Here is a 19,345-nt window from a genome sequence, read left to right as displayed (position 1 = left end):
TTAAGCTCCAGCCTGATTTTCAAACGGATAGATACGACCCGGATTGAGAATACGCTCGGGGTCAAATTGCGCCCGCAACCGCTCACTCAGCAGTGCCATAGCTTTTGGCTGCGGCTCAAAAACGTCAACACTCTTGCGCATCTCTTCAGTGCCACGCACCAAAGTGGCGTGACCGCCACCATATTTGGCAATCAGTTTACGCAATAATACGGCTTCCGGATCAGCTTCCATACGAAGCCAGGCCAAGCCGCCCTGCCAGTCATAAAAAGCATCAACGCCAGTGTGAAGGCGCAGTTCCGCCACCATTTGATGCGCCATCATCGGCGTCATCGAAACCCGCCAAACCGCGCGCGACCCTTTATCTACGAAGGGCAAAACATCCCTGATTTCACGCCAAAGCGTGACGGATTGTGCTTCATCCAGCACTTCTATTTCACCACCAAGCAGATCTTGCAGATGCTTGCAACGATGCTTGACCGATGGTGCAAAGCCTTCAAGCCGCAAGACGGTGGCGGATTCCGCGCCCAAAGCCCCATCTAAAAACCGCCAGACAACACTGACCGGCAAATGCGCGGCAGATGCGACTTCCTCGCGTGAGCCCATCGCCATCGCCATGATTTTTGCGGCTTGCTCATCATCCAGCCCACGTACCGCCAATGTGGCAAATGTTTCCGGCACCGGAAGCACCTTAAATGTCACTTCAGTCAATGCCCCCAAAGTGCCCCAAGAATTGGCCATGCCTTTGGAAAGGTCATAACCGGTTACGTTTTTGACCACACGACCACCGGATTTAAACAATTCAGCACGGCCCGATACCACCCGCACACCCAAAATATGATCGCGTGCCGAGCCTGATTTGATACGGCGCGGGCCGGTCAGATTGGTGGCCAGCATGCCGCCAATGGTGCCTTTTCCCGAAGGCTGCCCCAGCAAAGGGCCATAATCCATCGGCTCGAATTGAAATGATTGATTGTTTTGCGCAAGCAGGGCTTCAATCTCTGCCAGTGGTGTGCCAGCCTTGGCGCTGATCACCAGCTCATCCGGCTCATATAAAGTGATGCCGGTAAGGCCGGACATATCCAGCACATGCTCGGTGCTGATCACGCGGCCTTGCGCCCGTTTAGAGCCTTGGCCGATAATTTCCAGTGTTTCGCCCGTGCCGACAGCATGGCTCACTGCTTCAAAAACCGCGGCTTCGTCTTGAGGATGAAAAATCGTCATAATTATCTCGGTTCAAAAACGCGGCAAATCAGGAAATGCCAGTTCACCACGATGCACATGCATGCGGCCAAGCTCGGCGCAGCGGCGCAATTGCGGAAAAACCTTGCCCGGATTGAGCAAATGCTTTTCGTCAAATGCGCATTTCACCCGCATCTGGTGATCCAGATCAATCTCGTTGAACATTTCCGGCATCAGGTCACGTTTTTCAACACCCACGCCGTGCTCACCGGTCAACACACCGCCAACCTTGACGCAAAGGCGCAAAATATCAGCACCGAATTCTTCGGCTGCCTGCAATTCACCCGGAATATTCGCATCATATAAAATCAGCGGATGCAGATTGCCGTCACCGGCATGGAACACATTGGCGACACGAAGCCCGTGACGTTCTGACATTTCACGCATACCAGCCAGCACTTCCGGCAAAGCTTTGCGTGGAATCGTGCCATCCATGCATAAATAATCCGGCGAAATACGTCCGACCGCCGGAAAAGCCGCCTTGCGCCCTGCCCAGAACGCATTGCGTTCTTCTTCGGAGCGTGACAGCTGACAGGTGGTAGAGCCATTACGCTGTGCAATCGCTTCCACCATTTCAATCAGATAATCGACCTCAACCGGTGGCCCGTCGAGTTCCACAATCAGCAGCGCCTCGACATCGAGCGGATAGCCGACTTTAACGAAATCTTCTGCGGCTTTAATCGCCGGACGATCCATCATTTCCATGCCGCCCGGAATAATACCGGCACCGATAATTTCTGCGACACAGACACCCGCCTGCTCGCTGGATGGAAAGCCGATCAATACCGCGCGTGCCACTTCCGGTTTTTGCAAAATCCGCACCGTGACTTCTGTCACTACACCCAGCAAACCTTCCGATCCGGTCATCAGCCCCATCATATCATAGGCTTCGCTATCCAAATGCTTACCACCGATACGAAGCACTTCACCACTGATCAGCACCACTTCAAGGCCGAGCACATTATTGGCGGTCAGTCCATATTTGAGACAATGCACACCACCGGAATTTTCAGCAATATTGCCGCCGATAGAACAGGCAATCTGGGAGGATGGATCAGGCGCATAATAAAAGCCCTCATGCTCCACCGCTTTGGTAATCCCTAAATTGGTGACACCGGGCTGCACAACAGCGACGCGGTTAGGGTAATCGACCTGCAAAATGCGATTGAAACGCGACATCACCAACAGCACCGCATCACCCAATGGCAATGAGCCGCCGGAAAGCGAGGTGCCAGCGCCACGCGGTACAACACGGATCGTATTTTCATAGCAATAGCGCAAGATTTGCGACACTTGCTCAACCGTTTCCGGCAAGACCACCACTAAAGGCAGTTGCCGATAGGCGGTCAGTGCGTCGCTTTCAAAAACGCGCATCGCATTGGTGCTGTCAACTACACCTTCTCCCGGTACAATCGCACGCAAAGCTGCAATAATTTCATCGCGTCGCGCCATGACCTTTTCATCAAGCGCAGGCATTACCAATCCACTCATGAGAGCCTCCTCACGCCAAAGTGCATTTGGCACGCTCGCCGTCAAGTGGTAAATTAATTTTACCAGCGGACAAACTGCCTCACTCCCCTATAGAAAAAGCAGTTTAGCCTGTTGCACGTCACATGAAAACCGGATGACTTGCACTCAAAGGAGGATTAAGTTTACATCTGACCCAATGTTATATTGAAAATGAGTTATCTTGAGCTGCACCAACGAGCGTAACCTTTAAAATCCTGACGGAGCAAAATGAGCAATCTGGCTGATATGGAAATTTTTGCGCGTGTTGTTTCCAGCGGCAGCATGTCGGCGGCGGCGCGCGAGTTGAGCCTTTCGCCCGCCGTTGTTTCCAAACGCCTCAGCCGTTTGGAAGAAAGACTGGGCACACGTCTGTTGCAGCGCACCACACGCCAGATTGCCCTGACCGAGGCAGGACAGGGTTATTATGAGCGGATTTTAGGTATTCTTGCTGGCATTGAAGAGGCAGAAGATTTTGTGGCGCGGCGCTCACAAGATGCGCGCGGCACATTGAAAATCTCGGTTCCCACCTCTTTTGGCCGTATGCATATTGCCCCGCATCTCGAACCCTTCATGCGGGGAAATTCCGACCTCACCATCAATATGATGCTGTCGGATGAGTTGGTGGACATTGTAGGCGACGGCTATGATCTAGCCATCCGCATTGGTGAACTCTCCGATTCGACCCTTGTGGCACGAAGGCTCGCCCCCGTCACCCGCATTCTTGTGGCCTCACCGCATTATATTGCGACCCACGGAATGCCGCAAACGTTTGATGATCTTGGTCAGCATTCTTGTTTGGCACCACACAATAATGAAGCTTGGCGGCTGGAAGGCCCCAACGGCCCTGTCGTGTTGCGCCCGTCCGGCCCGTTGCAAACCAATTCAAGTGAAGTAGTGCGCGAAGCGGTATTAGCTGGCATCGGCATTGCCCAGCGCTCCACATGGGATATCGGCCCCGAATTGGCGGCCGGCAAACTGGTGCAAGTGCTGCCCGCTTATACTGCCTCGCGCAATGTGGCGATCCATGCGGTTTATCCTTCACGGCAATTTTTGCCGGCCAAAGTACGTTTGTTTATTGATTATCTGGCAGAACTTTATGGCACGGTGCCTTATTGGGACAGCGGCATTTACCCCGAACACCACCAAAAACAAACGCCGTCCATATGATTTTCAAAGTAAAGCTTAATCCATGACAGAGACCAGCAGTCCCACGATCTTTACCACGATCAAATCGAGCAAAACCTCGGATGAGGTGGTGCGCCAGATCGAGGCGTTGATTTTGGAGGGCGTGCTGCGCGGTGGTGATCGGCTGCCCTCTGAACGCGAATTGGCGCTGCAATTTGATGTCTCGCGCCCGATTTTGCGCGATGCTTTAAAACAGCTGGAGCTTTCGGGTCTGGTTGTGACCCGTCATGGTGACGGCACTTCCGTTGCCAATGTTATCGGGCAAGTGTTCAGCGAACCGGTGGTCAAACTTTTTACCGCTCACCACAAGGCAGCCGTAGACTATCTGGAATATCGCCGCGAGATTGAAAGTATCGCCGCACAATATGCGGCGGAACGTGCCACCAGCGCCGACAAAGCTTTGCTCACCGATTTGATGGAGGGCATGAAAAAGGCGCATCTGGCAAAAGACTATGTTTGGGAAGCAAAACTGGATGTGGAGTTTCACAATGCTGTGGGTGAATGCGCCCATAATATTGTGCTCTTGCACACATTGCGCTCGTGCTACCAGCTTTTGAATGATGGTGTGTTTTATAATCGCAGCATCGTTTACGACAGTGCCGAATCATCCACCCGTCTGCTTAATCAGCACAAAGCGATTTATTTAGCCATTATGGCCGGAGACAAAGAAGCCGCCGCAAAAGCCGCTGCTTCACATATCAGTTTTCTGGAAGTGCAAATGGATAAAAAGCAGCGCGCCATGATGCGCGAAAGAACTGCCCAACTGCGCGCCCTGCAAAGAGGTGTCGCAACAGAAAGCCCTGTCACTGATTGAGTAAACAGGGCTTTTAAATCTTTAATTAATGGCGGTGTGAAACCGAAACGCCGTAACCGTCGCTGGAAACCTGATCGCCGGCATCAACGGAAAAAATGCCTGCTGCCATGATTAGAATACCGGAAAGCATCAATACGGTTACTAAAGTAGCATGTTTAACGGTCATATCTTCAAACTCTCGGGCATCAAGTCATATTTGGGGATTTGGGCTTATCAAACACGATCCCGACAACTGTTTTCATGACGTTTCGCCATCATGTTTGAAAAACCTATGAGCCAGTTACATCGCAAAAAGATTACCGGCAACTAAACGCCCCACACTTATACCGTTGTTTGAGCCAGCTTGTCACAAATAGCAGACAGCTGTGGCAAGCTTGCAACGAAAACAGCGCTGTTGTGGTTAATTTAATCTATCCATTGTCATCAGTCCTCTCGCCATCGTGCCCATACTCAACATTTTTTAAAACCGGTACCACGTCAGCACCGCGCCTGTAGCATTATTGATTCCTTTTCATCCACATAAACAGTCACTCTTGACCTGCCCTCATGCTTTCTGCCATCGATGCTTTCATGAGAGCAAATTACAAAATGCAACGACTATATCTGGATGCCGATCTTATAGCCGATGTGGTTATTGAAGCGCCAGCCGAAGCCGCCCATTATCTAACCCATGTGCTGCGCTTGAAAGCCGATGCGCAGGTGCTGGTTTTCAATGGCCGTGATGGTGAATGGAAAGCGACTCTTAAGCCTGAGGGTAAAAAGCGCTTGAATTTACACATTACCGAGCAAACGAGGACGCAGCCGGAAGCCTCAAAGCTCATTTATTGCTTTGCACCGCTCAAGCAAGGACGCCTTGATTATATGGTGCAAAAGGCGGTCGAAATGGGTGCGGGTGTTTTGCAGCCTGTCATTACCCAGCATACGCAAGTGCCAAAGCTTGGGCTTGATCGCATCAAAGCCAATGCCACGGAAGCGGCCGAACAATGCGGCAATTTAAGCTTGGCCGAATGCCGCGAAGCTTTGCGGTTTGATGCGTTTTTAGAACAATGGGACACATCAATTCCGCTGATTTTTTGCGATGAAGGGCACGAATCAAACAACCCCTTGCCCCAGCTGAAAACACTGCCGCACGGAACTTGCGGAATTATTATTGGACCTGAGGGTGGTTTTTCGGAAAGCGAACGCCAATATCTGCATAACCAACCCTTTGTGACCTCAATCCCGCTAGGACCCAGAATTTTGCGAGCAGATACCGCAGCAGTTGCAGCTCTCACTCTTGTTCAGGCCGTTTTAGGTGATTGGTAAGCTATGCTTATTTTACAAGGTCACATTTTCCCGCAACACAGTGTTTATCCGAAATAGACTTGCTTGATCAGGCAAATGCGTCTTATCACTCAACTAATCGCATATATTAATTTAAGGATCGGACAGCATGGCGCGCGATACAACTGACGAGACAGCTATCTCGGGCGTTGAAGATTTAGCCCTTTATCTGGCTGACGGCTGCAAGCCGAAAGACAAATGGCGCATTGGTACAGAGCACGAAAAATTTCCGTTCTATGCTCAAGAAAACAGCCCCGTTCCTTATGAGGGCGATAAAGGCATCAAAGCGATTCTTGACGGCATGCAAGCCAAGCTCGGCTGGGAGCCGATCATTGACGAAGGTAATATTATCGGCCTCGTCGAGCCAACCGGTCAGGGTGCTATTTCGCTGGAACCAGGTGGCCAGTTCGAGCTCTCCGGCGCACCGGTTTCGACGATTCACCAGACTTGCCGCGAAGTAAACGCGCATCTGGCACAGGTTCGTGAAATTGCCGAACCGCTCGGCATACGCTTTTTAGGAATGGGTGGCAGTCCGAAATGGACCTTGGCAGAAACCCCAGTCATGCCGAAATCGCGCTATAAAATCATGACCAATTATATGCCTAAAGTGGGAACACAAGGGCTGGACATGATGTACCGCACCTCAACCATTCAGGTAAATCTCGACTTCTCCTCCGAAACAGATATGCGCCGCAAGATGCAAGTTTCGATGAAACTGCAATCAGTCGCAACGGCTCTTTTTGCTGCCTCGCCGTTTACAGAAGGCAAGCCGAACGGCCTGCAATCGTGGCGCTCAGACATCTGGCGCGATACCGATAATCAGCGCTCCGGCGTTTTGCCTTTCGTCTTCTCGGAAAATTTCGGTTTTGCCGATTATGTCGAATGGGCGCTTGATGTGCCGATGTATTTCATCCTGCGTGATGGCCATTATCATGATTGCACCCATGTCACATTCCGCCAATTCATGAATGGTGCCTTGAAAGGTGAAGTCAGTGATCCGGTGCCTAATCAGGGAGATTGGGCAAACCATATTTCCACGCTTTTTCCTGAAGTCCGCCTGAAGCGCTTCCTCGAAATGCGCGGTGCCGATGGCGGGCCTTGGCGTCGTATTTGTGCGCTTCCAGCCTATTGGGTCGGGTTACTTTATGACGATGAAGCACTGGATGCAGCCGAGCAACTGACCAAAGACTGGACATATGAAGAAGTGCTGGCACTTCGCAATATTGTTCCGGCAAAGGGTATGCACAGCCCGTTCCGTGGTCACAAGCTGCAAGAAATCGCTCGGGAAACGCTGCAAATCGCCAAGCTCGGCCTGAAAAACCGCAATAAACTCAACAGTGATGGCTTTGATGAAACCTTTTTCATCGCACCATTGGAAGAAGTTATTGCACGCGGCAGCACCGAAGCTGAAAAAATGTTGGAGGCTTATAACTCTGTTTGGGGCGGCTGTATCGAACCGGTTTTTCTCGAATATGCCTATTAGGATACTGATTTAATAAATCGGTTCTATCTTCAGCAAGGCCAAGCAACTGATGCCCCGTTGCTTGGCCTTTGTCATGCTACATTTCGGCTCATTGATTTATCAAAAAAATAGATGGATTATCCGTCATTCATAATAATAAAAAACGGAATAATCATCGATGAATACTCCGCTCGATCTGGATCAGCTGCAAACCTTCATTGCTATTGCTGACAGCGGCAGTTTTACCCGTGCCGCAGAAACGATTTTCAAGACGCAGTCGGCCGTTTCCATGCAAATGCGCCGTCTCGAAGAGCGGATCGACAAGCCGCTTTTTGAGCGCGATGGCCGCAACAACCGTCTTACTGAAGACGGCCAGAAACTGTTGATCTATGCACGCCGCATGCTCCGTCTCAGTCAAGAAGCCATCGCTTCATTTGATGACCAACAATTGGAAGGCCATATCCGCATCGGCATGCCGGATGATTATGCCGACCGTTTTTTGCCTGAAATTATGGCACGTTTTTCACGTTCGAACCCGCGCATAGAACTCTCTGTTGTATGTGAACCATCCATCAATCTTAATGAACTGATCAAAAAGGGTGAACTCGATATTGCGCTGGTTACACAATGCGATCAGGTACATCCATCAGAAATTTTACGCACCGAACCTTTATTATGGGTTTCTTCCGCCAGCCATAATATTCATGAAGCCGAAATATTACCATTAGCCGTCGGACGCACAACTTGCGTTTGGCGCCGCTCGGCCATTCATGCTTTGGTGGAAGCGCAACGTGATTACCGCATCTTGTTTACCAGCTGGTCTGCCAGTGTGCTTAGTGCCGCGGTTTTGGCAGGGCTTGCCGTGGCAGTCTTGCCGGAATGTGCACTGCGCCCAGGCATGCGTGTGCTGACTGAATCGGAAGGTTTCAACGGTTTGCCAAAATTCGGCATCGGCATTTTACGCGGTGCCAGCAAGCAAGCCGCCATTATGGATGCGCTGGTGCAACATATTGTGGCAAGCCTTGAAAGCATTACCGCTCCGCCGATTACGCCTTTGAATACAGAACGTCAGTTGGCCAATCATCAAAAGCAAAAGAAAAGCCATGCACAATATCTTGCTATAGATTGGTAAGTGAAACAGCATCGTGGCTTGACCTCCAGCCCTGAAAACTGACCAATAGAGCTATGAATAATTTATTCGATTCGCCAAAGCCCGTAACGGATGCTGCCCAAAATGCCAGCTCCAATGTTGCCGAATATTCTGTCTCTGAAATATCGGGCGCGCTCAAACGCTCGATTGAAGAGCAATTCGGCCATGTGCGGGTGCGTGGTGAAATCTCCGGTTATCGCGGGCCCCATTCATCGGGGCATGCTTATTTCGCGCTGAAAGACGATAAAGCCCGCATGGAGGCGGTTATCTGGCGCGGATCAATGAGCAAATTGCGTTTCCGCCCCGAAGAAGGCATGGAAGTGATTGCCACCGGCAAGCTTACCACCTATCCCGGCTCATCCAAATATCAGATTGTCATCGAGCAAATGGAACCGGCAGGAGCCGGTGCATTGATGGCGCTTCTGGAGGAACGCAAACGCAAGCTCGGCGCTGAAGGGTTGTTTGATCCTGCCAACAAACAACTCTTGCCATTCATGCCGAAAGTGATCGGCGTGATCACCTCGCCAACCGGTGCAGTGATACGCGACATCATCCATCGTATCACTGATCGTTTTCCGCTTCATGTACTGGTTTGGCCGGTGCGTGTACAGGGTGAAACCAGCGGCGAAGAAGTGGCTGCCGCGGTTCAGGGCTTTAACAATCTTCCCGCCGGAAGCACCATTGCGCAGCCTGATCTTTTGATTGTGGCGCGTGGTGGCGGCAGTCTGGAAGACCTTTGGGGTTTTAATGATGAGGTGGTAGTGCGTGCCGTTGCGGCCTCCCATATTCCGGTGATTTCTGCGGTTGGTCACGAAACCGACTGGACACTGATTGATCTGGCTGCCGATATACGTGCGCCAACGCCAACGGGAGCGGCCGAAATGGCGGTACCCGTGCGCGCCGATCTGCAAGCCGCCCTTGCCTCCCATTCGGCACGCCTTTCATCTGCTATATCGCGTTATCTGGAACAACGTCGTCAAATGCAACGTGCGCTTGGTCGTGCCATGCCCAATGCCGATCAATTACTGGCAATGCCGCGTCGCCATTTTGATGAGATCAGCAGCCGTCTTGAGCGCAGCCTACAAACACTGACCCAGCATAAAAAGATGCAGCTGGATGGATTGGCACGTCAGTTTTCACCACTTCTGCTGCGCCGTAAAATTGCGGAACACAAACGTACGACCACGCAACTGAACGAACGCCTGCCGCGCGCTTTGGCAAGTTATTTGCGCGAACGCCGCACATCTTATGCCTATCGCGTCGAACGTTTAAATGCCGAGCCTATCTTGCGCGAAATAAGCCAATATAAAGTAGCGCTTGGCCAATTGGATCGCCGCCGCGATCAAGCCATCGGATTGCGAGTTGAGCGTATCAAACGACGCTGTCAGGAGCTGGAACGTTTGATGCGGACACTGTCGCATGAGAGTGTGCTGGAACGTGGCTTTGCAATTGTTTTCGATAAAGAAGGTCACCCCCTCAAACGTGCTGCCAGTATCGATGATGGCGCCTTGTTGAACTTGCGTTTTGCTGATGGGGAAGTGGGCGCAACTGCACATAAAGACGGTATGCCGGTGGTTTCTCAACCGCCTAAATCTGTTACGCCATCAAGGCCAAAGCGACCTACAGCAGCTGCTAAAGACAATGGCAATCAAGGTTCTTTATTTTAAGCAGCGAGCGCTTTGCAGGCATCATTCATCTTTCCTTAACCATAATCACACCAATACTGTGTCATTAACGCAACGCTATTCGTGACATAAAAGTCACTATCATCTGCTGTCGGTTTTTTCGGCCATAAGCTGTCCTTATCTTAAGGCTCACTTAAGCTTGCTCCGGCTTGTTAGCCGCAATCCCAAGCACAGACTTGCGTTTTGAATTTAAAGTGAAAGCCCGATGAAGAATAAAAAACAAAACATGACACAGCTTTTGACCCGCAGAAATTTTCTGATTGGTGCCAGTGCCATTACGCTTTCAGGTTGCGTTTCAACCAATCCCGATATGCGCCCCGCAGCAGATTTAACACCAGCCAAAACCGCCAAGGCTGAAGTTCCGCCGATGTATGAGGCACTCCCTTATGAAGACTTCCCGATCCCTGCGGTTGATGTCTCGAAAGTGCCGCAAAAATACTGGCGCACAGAAATTGATTATTTCACTGATGAAAAACCCGGCACAGTGATTGTCGATACCCCGAATAAATATCTCTACCATGTGCTGAATAACGGCCGCGCCATGCGCTACGGAATCGGCGTTGGCCGTGACGGCTATGCATGGTCAGGCCATGCAATCATTGCCTATAAGCGCAAATGGCCACGCTGGACGCCACCGGATGAAATGGTTGCCCGCCAGCCAGCTTTGGAACCATACAGTATCAAGAACGGTGGTATGGGGCCGGGCTTGAAAAACCCGCTCGGATCGCGCGCACTCTATATCCATAAAGACGGGCGCGACACCATCTACCGTATTCACGGTTCGCCTGAAGCATGGACCATCGGCAAGGCGGTATCTTCCGGCTGTATCCGCATGCTCAATCAGGATGTCATCCATCTTTATGACAATGTGCGCGACGGCAGCAAGATTGTGGTTATACCCGATCCAAAGGGAAGCCTTGCTATCTCGGCATAAAATAAAGCTAAATAAAAAGCGGGCTTTAAAGCCCGCTTTTTATATCCTAATGACTTGCACTTTTAAGGCGAAACAACCGTCGCCATGTACTGACCGGCGGATTGACCAAAGCACTTAAAGCGCGCGCATAATCGAGCACCAAACCCGGTGTCCATGCCATGGTTTCGGCACGTTGGCGCATCAGTCCGGCAGCCCATAATTCCGGATAGGAAATGGCACCAAGTGCCGACAAAAGCGGCCAGCGACGCTCTCGAAAACCACCTTCAAAAGCCGCATCCAGTGCATTCGCCACCGATGAAGAACAATTACGGTTGGTCAGATTATAGGTAGTATCCTGACTATAGCGCTTCCAGTAGCTACGCAATTTTTGTATATCAGCACCAACCAGATGCACTTTGACAGTTGATTCACACCAGCCATCAGCCTCCTCACGATAAGACGTCAAAAAGCGACCCGGCACATCATTATCAACGGTTGCACGTAAAATCCGACCAAACTCATCCGGTGAGCGATCAATTTCAACAGCCGGATAATGGCTGATATAAATATCAGGCTGCACTTCCAATGCTGCGTGTCCAGTGGAGATCACTCCTTCTGCATCGACAGCCGCAATATAACGGTTGATCGCGCGCTGGCGCAGCGGGGTGGTGGCATTACCAGTTGGCGTCCAGACATGTACGATCAGATCACCGCGTGTTGTCTCACCTGTTTCTTCAACATATTCGCCGTTAAAGAGCGTCAGTTCCCCTCTGAACAAAGAGGTGATTGATGCGCCAGGATGCAAACGGCGGATACGAACTGCAATGCTGATAACACCCACACTCGCCATCATCATCACTGCGCCTACATTGCAACCAATTGTCCCCTCATACCAGGTCGGCCAAGGTTGAAGCACAAAAATCGCCAGAATAATTTCTATAACACCGGCAACTACGCCCGCCTTCCAGCGAGAATAGCGCACCACATATGCGCTGCCGATACGCATGCCGCCATCAACCAAAAAGCAAAAGCCAAAAATCATCGCCAATATGAAATTGGCGGCAAAGGACGACATCAGTATTAAAATGGCTAAAACAAAGAGCAAAATCCCCTGAAAGAGGCGCATCTGTTTGGCGGTACCTTGACTGCCAAAGGCAGCGATCACACTGACAATGGCTTCCGGCAACAGGAAGTAACCAAATGCATATGAGGGAATGAGCGTTTTACCATCAATCGCATCAATAAAAATCGCCAATCCGGCAATGAACCAGAGGATGCCGACAACACACAATTTTCTCCAATGATGCTGGATAATATCGCGCCCCAGCAAAAGCAGCATAATCCTTACCACGTTGTCGCCTCATCCGTATTCTTTGCAAATCGGCCAATAAATAAAATAAACCCGAGAAATACGACACAAGCCGCGCCGACAAAAAGCGGCAAACCATGTGTTGTGATGTCCATTGAGATGCCTGCCAACGTCGGGCCGAACAAGGCGCCTGCACCCCAGAACAGACCCATTGCGGCATAAATGCCGACCAGATCGGTGCCGCGGAACTTGCTGCCGATAATTGCCAGCATGGTGGTGTAGATCCCTACAAAAACACCACCCCAGATAAACAAGGCGGGATAAGCAACCCAACCTGCCTGCAAGATCAATGGCCAGAAAAGAGCGCCTGCAATCGACAAGACGCTTAAAATCACCATCAAGCGGAAACGATCCATCTTGTCACAAATCCAACCAATCGGCAGCTGCAGTAAAATAGCGCCGACCATCAAAATCGTAATCAAATGGGTGCCGCCCTGTTCGCTCCAGCCAAGGTGCACCGCGTAAAGCGATAAAAATGACAAGCCCGCCGTTTCAATACCGGCATTTAAACCTGTTGTGCCCATCGCAATAGGTGCTGCACGCATATAACGCAGCAAATTCAGATTATGGGTCTTTTGCATAACCGGTATTTGAATATGGCGATAACTGATAAAAATAAGTGCCAACAAAGCAACACAGCTGCCAATGAAAAACGGCAAAACACCATCAAGACCGGTGAAAGACAAAATCAGCGGCCCGCCCGCAAATCCCAATGACAGAAAGGCGGTGTAGGTAGCCATAATGCGACCGCGCGTGGCATCGGTACTCAACTCGCTCACCCATGTTTCAGTAAGCACAAACAGGATTTCGGCAGCTATGCCTAGACCAAAACGCAGCGGAAACCATAGCCAAAAACTCGGCATGGCCGGAAACAATGCCAAGAGAACGGCCGTCATGACGAGAGCGACAATAATGAGCCTGCGCGCTCCATAGCGACTTGCCCATCGCGGCAATATAGGAGCGACACAAAGCACACCAAGCGCGTGCATTGCTGCATTAATGCCGATAAGAGTTTCAGTCACGCCCTGCTCTGTCAAGGACATGGCTACCAGAGGTGCCGTGAGACTATATGTCAGACCGAAGACCGCCGCAGTCGCAATCACTGCCGCAAGTGACAATAATAATCTGCCCGCATTTATATCCGGCGCAGATTGTTGCGACGCATCAGTTATTCTATCACTCAATGAGCCTCACCCGGCAGCAACCATTTTGATAGACTGCCCTCAATCGATTTTTGAAATACCCCTGAACCAGCTATAGAACTATAGCGTCGTATAAGCACTATGAAAAACAAAATAGATCAGAAATTTATAATAAAAATTGAAATTTGCTTCAAAAAAAATGCCGGAAGACTATCATCTTCCGGCATTTTCACTACAACACTGTGAAAATTACTTGGCTGCAGCCTGTTCAAGCAATGGCAGCATACGCTCTTTTGCCTTAGGAGGCATTTTCGCATTTGGAGCTGTATCAAGATTGCTCAGGTCATCGCCAACAACAACGAGAGCGACCATGCCCATTGCAAAGTGTGGCAGGCACTTAACGCCGTAAACACCTTCTTTATCAAAAGTAACTTTTACTTCCTTGTTGATCTTGCCCTTAAAGGTGGTGCCACCTTCTGGCATCATGTCCTTCATGCTTTCAGCATTGTGTGAAGGGTCAGAAGGCACAAAAGTAACTGTGTCGCCAACAGCAATTTTGGTGAGCGCTGGTTCAAAAACCATATCGCCGCCTTCACCTTTATTGAGCATCTTAACTTCAAAATCTGCAGCCAGTGCAGATGCGGTGGTTGCTGCGAAAGCAATCGCAGCTGTAGCGAACAATGTAGAAATTTTCAATTTTCTGCTCCAAACTCGGAACTAGTAAGAAACTTACTTAGCTTCATTTGACAAAAATGGTTTCAACCATGCAATCCGGGGGAGGTTCGATGCATGGCCCATCTCTTGGTCAAGTAGGTAAATAGTTTAAGAAAGTCAATAAATTCTGCAAAAACTTGATCAATATACATAAAAATTGAAGTATTTTTGATCTAAAAAAGCCCGGCTTTGCAGCAAAAGGATTATATTCTTATAACAAAATCGTGACTGCTTGTAATATGATCTTAATTTTTTTTCTTAGCTCGACGCTCCAAAACTGAGGTCAATTGTAATGAGCAGAGCACAATGGCAGAACCAATAATTATTTTCAGTTCCGGCACATCACCAAAAAATACATAACCGGTAATCGCCATCACCACGATTGAAAGATAACTGATCGGTGCCAACACACTGGCATCTGCCAAACGATAAGCGCGCAAGAAACAATATTGCCCGGCTTGCGCCAGCAATCCGATGCCAATCAGCGGTATCCAATCCATTGCCTTCACCGGCTGCCAAGTCATGATCGCCGGAATGGCGGTCAGTACCACCAAGCCAACCGTATAAAACACCATCATCACCGTAGTACTTTCTTCACGAAGCTGACGCGTCTGAATGGTAGCCAGCGATCCAAACACCACATTGATGGCAATCGCCGCCAAGCCGACGCTCCAGACGAAACCTCCGCTTGGATTGAGCATGATCAGCACACCGCCAAAGGCGATACCGGCGCCGATCCATTGAATACGGCTCACTTTTTCTGACAACATCACCACAGCCATCAGCATAGTGACGAGCGGTCTGGAAAAACTTAAAGCATTGACCACCACCAGCGGCATCAGCGCATAGGCAAAAAACTGGCTCGTTAATGCAATCGCATTGCAAACAATGCGGGTGAGATTACGCCACGGATGGCGAATATGCAGCATCTGTTGCCGCTCACGCCAAATGAGCGGCAGAATGAAGATCAACCCGATCAGCGCACGGATGAAAACCAGCTGAAAGGCCGGATAAGCGACACCTTGCGCCTTCACCAGTGCCGACATAGCACCGGCAACCAGCAGCATATCCGCCAGAGACCAAATAATGGCCTCTCCGGTCGAGTTTTTGCCCGATGTTGCGTTTTTCACGCGTGAGTTATCGGTTGCCGTCTCAGGCCGGTTGAACAAGATTGGCCACCAATCGGAAAGCGCCCGGCACCAGTTTGTCGAGCTGATGATGCAAAACAAGACTTGTATGCGTATGGCGCCCCTGACCAATTTCCGCACTCAGCAATGCGCCAAACAATGGCTGCTCATTGGCATCGTGCATGGATAAAAGCGGTACATAGGCATCATCCCATCCGGAGATGAAATAAAGTCCGCGCTCTTTGTCCCAACCGTCAAAATCATTCATGTCAATATGGTTTGGACCTTTGAGCAATTTATGCTCCGGCTGCAAGATCGTCACATCTGAGGCCGGATCGGTCACACGCCAGCGTAAAGAAGGTGTGCCGATATTCAGACGCAGCGGCGGCGTTGTTTCCGGCACCCAGCCATCTGATGGACGATGATACAAAGTAACCAAATGGCCGCCTTTATGCACAAAATCATGGAGTTTAGCAGTGGCTGCCGCCAAGTCTTTGCGCAAACCAAAGGTAAAAATACCAACGACAATCGTGGTGAATTGCGACAGATCACCTGCAAAATGCTTCTCATTCAGCATGGTGACATCAAGTCCCATGCGTGAAAGCCACAGACCCACACGATCCGCACCGCCACCGACATAGCCGATTTTGGCCCTCTTCGGCAGCGTCAGATCAAGCGCCAACACCTGCAACAATTCCGGCTCGCGATAGCTCACCGCACCAATATGCGGATAACTGATACGATCCACTTTAAAAGCATCACGTCCATCAATTTGCGGCGTAAAACGCAACAAGCCTTGCTCGGTCTTTTCAGGCCGCGCCAGTGTCACTTGTTCGCCTTCTTGGCTCACGTTCCAACCTGCCGGCGCACTGAACCGCACTGGTGCTTGTGCACCATTGATGGTCATACGCGTCGTCAAATTTTCAGTTGTCTTATCTTGTATGGCCAAAATAAAGGCTGGCGGATCAAGGGTCAGCGAACTTGCAGGAAGGACAGCAAAAGGCTCTTCGAGATCAAATTGCGCATTAGCCTGATAACCAGAGAAATCCGCACTCAATACAATATGCGCCTGACCATTGCCTTGCAGCGATGTCCAATTCGGCTCAAAAACAGGTGAAAATGCAGCTTCAGTTTCGGCAATCACATCAAAATTGAAATATCTGCCATTTTGTCCGGTCGCAATAACTTCAACACGATCAGGGAAAACCGCATCAACGCGCACTTTATAGCGGCGATGCTCATCACTGAGGCTGACCTTCAACTCGGTTGCCTGCCCCGGCGTTAAGGTACGTGAAGTTAAAGCCGCATTTTCAAACAGATCTGCGGCTTCAAAAAGCGCATGATGAATTTGCGTCAGTTTTCTGGTCAAGCGATGACCATGCAGTTTTAAAAATTCAGCTGAAGCATGTTCGCGCGCGGTTTCAATGGCTTTTGCTGCTTCAACCAAACACGCCATAATCGCACCGCGATCAGGAAAGGCCGAAATCGCATGATCAAGTGCATCCTGCGCATCACGCAAACTGCTGACAGTTTTTGCTGACAGTCCGGAGAATGACGCCAATTGTTCCAAATTGGCAGGTAAACCATCCAGCACCGATGTTTCGCTGCGTGTTTTAACGCTATTCAGCAACAGGTACAGCGGCCATTCTTGCTTTGGATTTTCCGGCCAATAGCCCATGCCTTGGCTGGCATGGTAATAACGTGACCATTCACCGATACGATCATAATCGGCGCCGGTTGCAACATCGCGCCCCTCAGCGCGTATCGTGACAGTAGCTGTTGGCGGCGGCACTTCATCATCATAATAGCCATTGCTGCCACCAGTCCATGCAGGCAGATAATATTTGCCTACCTGCCAAACGCTCAGACCTTCATCAAAATGCTCCGGATAGGCTTTAGGGTCGGCAGCCAAATGAATCGCTTTTTCAGCCGCGCGTGTCATCGCGCGGTGATGGCCATGCTGCCCCGGAACATCAAGAAAGGTCGGGATCACAATATCCGGACGATCGGTGCGATAAGCACGGACAAGGCGCTCAATGGTGCGGTCTTCGCCCCAATGCATAAAAGTGCCGTCGCCATCTTTGGAAAAGCCGAAATCATGGATCCTGTCTTGCGGGCCATGACCAAGCCATGTCACGTCACTGTCAATGGCACGTGCGGCTTCTTCCAGTTCACGGCTGCGCACCGCACCCAAAGCACCGCTGCGCTCAGGCCCCAGCACATTCTGTCCGCCCTCGCCGCGGGTGGAACAACCGATAATTACCCGCATGCCCAATGCAAAACGCAAATATGCCAGCATTCCGCTTTGCTCATCATCGGGATGCGCGCCGGTATTCATCATGGTAACGGTTGATTGCAAACGGCTTAGGCTGCGATGCAGACGCACTAATGCTGGTGCAGCCATCTGCTTTTCAATTTTCTGACGCGCGTCAAGCATAGTAGTCCTCCAGATATTTAGTTTTTAAAGATCAGTCGCCGTATCAAGCTTCGGCGTCATAACCTCGAATAGCGGCAAAGCAGCAGCGCCCAAAGCTGCTGTGTACTGACCAGTTGCCCCGAGAATCACCCGCGGCATCACCCGTTTCTGACGGCTTGCCACCGAAATCGGCAGCACTCCCATTTGCGTCACCAGTTCCTGCAAAATCGAATCCGGCAGCATACCGCTTAAAATGACGGTCTGCGGATCCAGAATATTTTCGATCATTGCAATCATCGGTGCCAAATGGGCGGCGGCCTCATGAATCCAGTGCATAAGAACCGGATTTTTCTTTTCATAGAGCTCGACCAGATCATCAAATTCAGTGTTTTCAATGCCTGCCTGATGCAGCGCTTCACAGAGCGAATAATGCGACGCATAGCGCTCAAGACAGCCCTGCTGCCCGCAGGCACATGAGCGCCCCAAAGGCGAAACAACCACATGACCGATTTCGCCCGCATTGCCGAAAGCACCGCGAAACGGCATGCCGTCCACAATCATGCCAAGGCCGATACCGGCACCGAAATAAATCATCGCAAAGCTTGAAATACCATGTCCGGCACCAAATAAACGCTCGCCCACGGCCGCAGCGGACGCATCATTTTCAATGATAACTGTCTCGCCACAGGCTTCACTTAAAAAAGCGGACGCATCAATTTCTGCCCAACCGGGCAAAGTTGTGGGCCCCACGGAAGTCATGCCTTCCACATCAAAAGGCCCCGGCATCACAGCACCAACGCCCAGCAAAGGCGCAGTAAAACTTTGTTTTATTTCAGCAATTTCACTTGCAAACTGCTTGGAAAGCTCTGCGGGGCTGGTGTCTTTCACCGGGATGATACGGCGCAAGCGTGGCTGACCGGCAAGATCAAGCACTGTTGTCACCATATGATCGGAAGCCATTTCAATCCCGATCGTCATCGCACCATCAGGATTAACCGCAAATTGCTTGGGTGGCTGTCCACGTCCGGCGCGCAAACGCCCCGTCTGCATCAACAGGTTTTCACTGACCAGTTCGTCAACAATATTGGCGATAGCTTGTGCGGTCAGATGGGTAAGGCGCGCAATATGCATACGCCCCAATGAGCCATGCTGGCGGACGACATCTAAAACCACGCGACGATTATGATCGCGAATCCTCTCCGGATTTTTACCCAGAGTGATCTGATGGGTTGTTTGTTGATCATTATCGAGCTGGAAAACCATTCTATTCACCCTGCTATCCCCTGAAAAAGTGATA

16 protein-coding genes are annotated in these 19,345 nt (G+C 50.6%); 7 read left to right on the top strand and 9 right to left on the bottom strand.

Features of this window, described 5'->3' with window-relative positions; translation table 11 throughout:
• Together glcE and JNC77_RS03725 are read right to left on the bottom strand one after the other, a co-directional pair.
• Nucleotides 1-1,221: a glycolate oxidase subunit GlcE gene (glcE, locus tag JNC77_RS03730; protein WP_374829553.1), complete on the bottom strand. Its 1,221-nt coding sequence runs from the start codon at nt 1,219-1,221 to the stop codon at nt 1-3.
• A 12-nt stretch (nt 1,222-1,233) separates the two neighbouring features.
• Complete coding sequence (locus JNC77_RS03725) at nt 1,234-2,730, bottom strand: FAD-linked oxidase C-terminal domain-containing protein (RefSeq protein WP_374829551.1); 1,497 nt, start codon at nt 2,728-2,730, stop codon at nt 1,234-1,236.
• Nucleotides 2,731-2,976: 246 nt separating this feature from the next.
• On the opposite strand from JNC77_RS03725, the gene JNC77_RS03720 reads away from it, so the two are divergent.
• Both JNC77_RS03720 and JNC77_RS03715 read left to right on the top strand, forming a co-directional pair.
• Entirely contained in the window at nt 2,977-3,915 is a 939-nt protein-coding gene (locus tag JNC77_RS03720; protein ID WP_374829549.1) for a LysR family transcriptional regulator, read from the top strand.
• Between the two features lie 22 nt (nt 3,916-3,937).
• Nucleotides 3,938-4,747 (top strand): FCD domain-containing protein, encoded by an 810-nt coding sequence (locus tag JNC77_RS03715; RefSeq protein WP_374829547.1) that lies wholly within the window; start codon nt 3,938-3,940, stop codon nt 4,745-4,747.
• Between the two features lie 25 nt (nt 4,748-4,772).
• Here the strand turns inward: JNC77_RS03715 and JNC77_RS03710 are convergent, their stop codons facing one another.
• Entirely contained in the window at nt 4,773-4,913 is a 141-nt protein-coding gene (locus JNC77_RS03710; protein ID WP_374829545.1) for a hypothetical protein, read from the bottom strand.
• Between the two features lie 404 nt (nt 4,914-5,317).
• Between JNC77_RS03710 and JNC77_RS03705 the strand changes: the two genes are divergently transcribed.
• The 5 genes from JNC77_RS03705 to JNC77_RS03685 all read left to right on the top strand — a co-directional run bounded on the left by JNC77_RS03705 (nt 5,318) and on the right by JNC77_RS03685 (nt 11,301).
• On the top strand, nt 5,318-6,052 hold the full coding sequence (locus tag JNC77_RS03705) for a 16S rRNA (uracil(1498)-N(3))-methyltransferase (RefSeq protein ID WP_374829543.1): 735 nt from the start codon (nt 5,318-5,320) through the stop codon (nt 6,050-6,052).
• 127 nt (nt 6,053-6,179) lie between these two features.
• Entirely contained in the window at nt 6,180-7,553 is a 1,374-nt protein-coding gene (locus JNC77_RS03700) for a glutamate--cysteine ligase (protein ID WP_374829541.1), read from the top strand.
• 157 nt (nt 7,554-7,710) lie between these two features.
• Nucleotides 7,711-8,664 (top strand): LysR substrate-binding domain-containing protein, encoded by a 954-nt coding sequence (locus tag JNC77_RS03695; protein ID WP_374829539.1) that lies wholly within the window; start codon nt 7,711-7,713, stop codon nt 8,662-8,664.
• 53 nt (nt 8,665-8,717) lie between these two features.
• Nucleotides 8,718-10,349: an exodeoxyribonuclease VII large subunit gene (gene xseA / locus JNC77_RS03690; protein ID WP_374829537.1), complete on the top strand. Its 1,632-nt coding sequence runs from the start codon at nt 8,718-8,720 to the stop codon at nt 10,347-10,349.
• Between the two features lie 223 nt (nt 10,350-10,572).
• Nucleotides 10,573-11,301, top strand: coding sequence for a L,D-transpeptidase (locus JNC77_RS03685; RefSeq protein ID WP_374829535.1), 729 nt, complete (start codon nt 10,573-10,575; stop codon nt 11,299-11,301).
• A 46-nt stretch (nt 11,302-11,347) separates the two neighbouring features.
• Here JNC77_RS03685 and JNC77_RS03680 read toward each other — a convergent pair whose 3' ends face one another.
• From JNC77_RS03680 to JNC77_RS03655, 6 genes are all read right to left on the bottom strand, one after another.
• Entirely contained in the window at nt 11,348-12,631 is a 1,284-nt protein-coding gene (locus JNC77_RS03680) for an HdeD family acid-resistance protein (protein ID WP_374829533.1), read from the bottom strand.
• Complete coding sequence (locus JNC77_RS03675; RefSeq protein WP_374829531.1) at nt 12,625-13,833, bottom strand: MFS transporter; 1,209 nt, start codon at nt 13,831-13,833, stop codon at nt 12,625-12,627. Before JNC77_RS03675 ends, JNC77_RS03680 begins: the two co-directional genes overlap by 7 nt.
• A gap of 207 nt (nt 13,834-14,040) precedes the next feature.
• Nucleotides 14,041-14,487, bottom strand: coding sequence for a pseudoazurin (locus tag JNC77_RS03670; protein WP_374829529.1), 447 nt, complete (start codon nt 14,485-14,487; stop codon nt 14,041-14,043).
• Nucleotides 14,488-14,750: 263 nt separating this feature from the next.
• A complete protein-coding gene (locus JNC77_RS03665) occupies nt 14,751-15,674 on the bottom strand; it encodes a DMT family transporter (protein WP_374829527.1) in 924 nt (307 codons plus the stop codon).
• Nucleotides 15,658-18,069: a PIG-L family deacetylase gene (locus tag JNC77_RS03660; protein WP_374829525.1), complete on the bottom strand. Its 2,412-nt coding sequence runs from the start codon at nt 18,067-18,069 to the stop codon at nt 15,658-15,660. Before JNC77_RS03660 ends, JNC77_RS03665 begins: the two co-directional genes overlap by 17 nt.
• Nucleotides 18,070-18,093: 24 nt before the next feature.
• Nucleotides 18,094-19,311, bottom strand: coding sequence for an ROK family protein (locus JNC77_RS03655; protein WP_374829523.1), 1,218 nt, complete (start codon nt 19,309-19,311; stop codon nt 18,094-18,096).
• Between the last annotated feature and the right edge of the window lie 34 nt (nt 19,312-19,345).

The sequence above is a fragment of the Paenochrobactrum pullorum genome, from assembly GCF_041929845.1.
In the GTDB taxonomy this organism is placed as follows: Bacteria; Pseudomonadota; Alphaproteobacteria; order Rhizobiales; family Rhizobiaceae; genus Paenochrobactrum; species Paenochrobactrum pullorum.
Note: the sequence above shows the minus strand (reverse complement) of the source record. Positions and strands in the feature narration are given on the sequence as shown.

Bases quoted from the DNA above. Each gene is read 5' to 3' on its own strand.
- glcE (WP_374829553.1), bottom strand. From the start codon at position 1,221: ATGACGATTTTTCATCCTCAAGACGAAGCCGCGGTTTTTGAAGCAGTG.
- JNC77_RS03725 (WP_374829551.1), bottom strand. From the start codon at position 2,730: ATGAGTGGATTGGTAATGCCTGCGCTTGATGAAAAGGTCATGGCGCGA.
- JNC77_RS03720 (WP_374829549.1), top strand. From the start codon at position 2,977: ATGAGCAATCTGGCTGATATGGAAATTTTTGCGCGTGTTGTTTCCAGC.
- JNC77_RS03715 (WP_374829547.1), top strand. From the start codon at position 3,938: ATGACAGAGACCAGCAGTCCCACGATCTTTACCACGATCAAATCGAGC.
- JNC77_RS03710 (WP_374829545.1), bottom strand. From the start codon at position 4,913: ATGACCGTTAAACATGCTACTTTAGTAACCGTATTGATGCTTTCCGGT.
- JNC77_RS03705 (WP_374829543.1), top strand. From the start codon at position 5,318: ATGAGAGCAAATTACAAAATGCAACGACTATATCTGGATGCCGATCTT.
- JNC77_RS03700 (WP_374829541.1), top strand. From the start codon at position 6,180: ATGGCGCGCGATACAACTGACGAGACAGCTATCTCGGGCGTTGAAGAT.
- JNC77_RS03695 (WP_374829539.1), top strand. From the start codon at position 7,711: ATGAATACTCCGCTCGATCTGGATCAGCTGCAAACCTTCATTGCTATT.
- xseA (WP_374829537.1), top strand. From the start codon at position 8,718: ATGAATAATTTATTCGATTCGCCAAAGCCCGTAACGGATGCTGCCCAA.
- JNC77_RS03685 (WP_374829535.1), top strand. From the start codon at position 10,573: ATGAAGAATAAAAAACAAAACATGACACAGCTTTTGACCCGCAGAAAT.
- JNC77_RS03660 (WP_374829525.1), bottom strand. From the start codon at position 18,069: ATGCTTGACGCGCGTCAGAAAATTGAAAAGCAGATGGCTGCACCAGCA.
- JNC77_RS03655 (WP_374829523.1), bottom strand. From the start codon at position 19,311: ATGGTTTTCCAGCTCGATAATGATCAACAAACAACCCATCAGATCACT.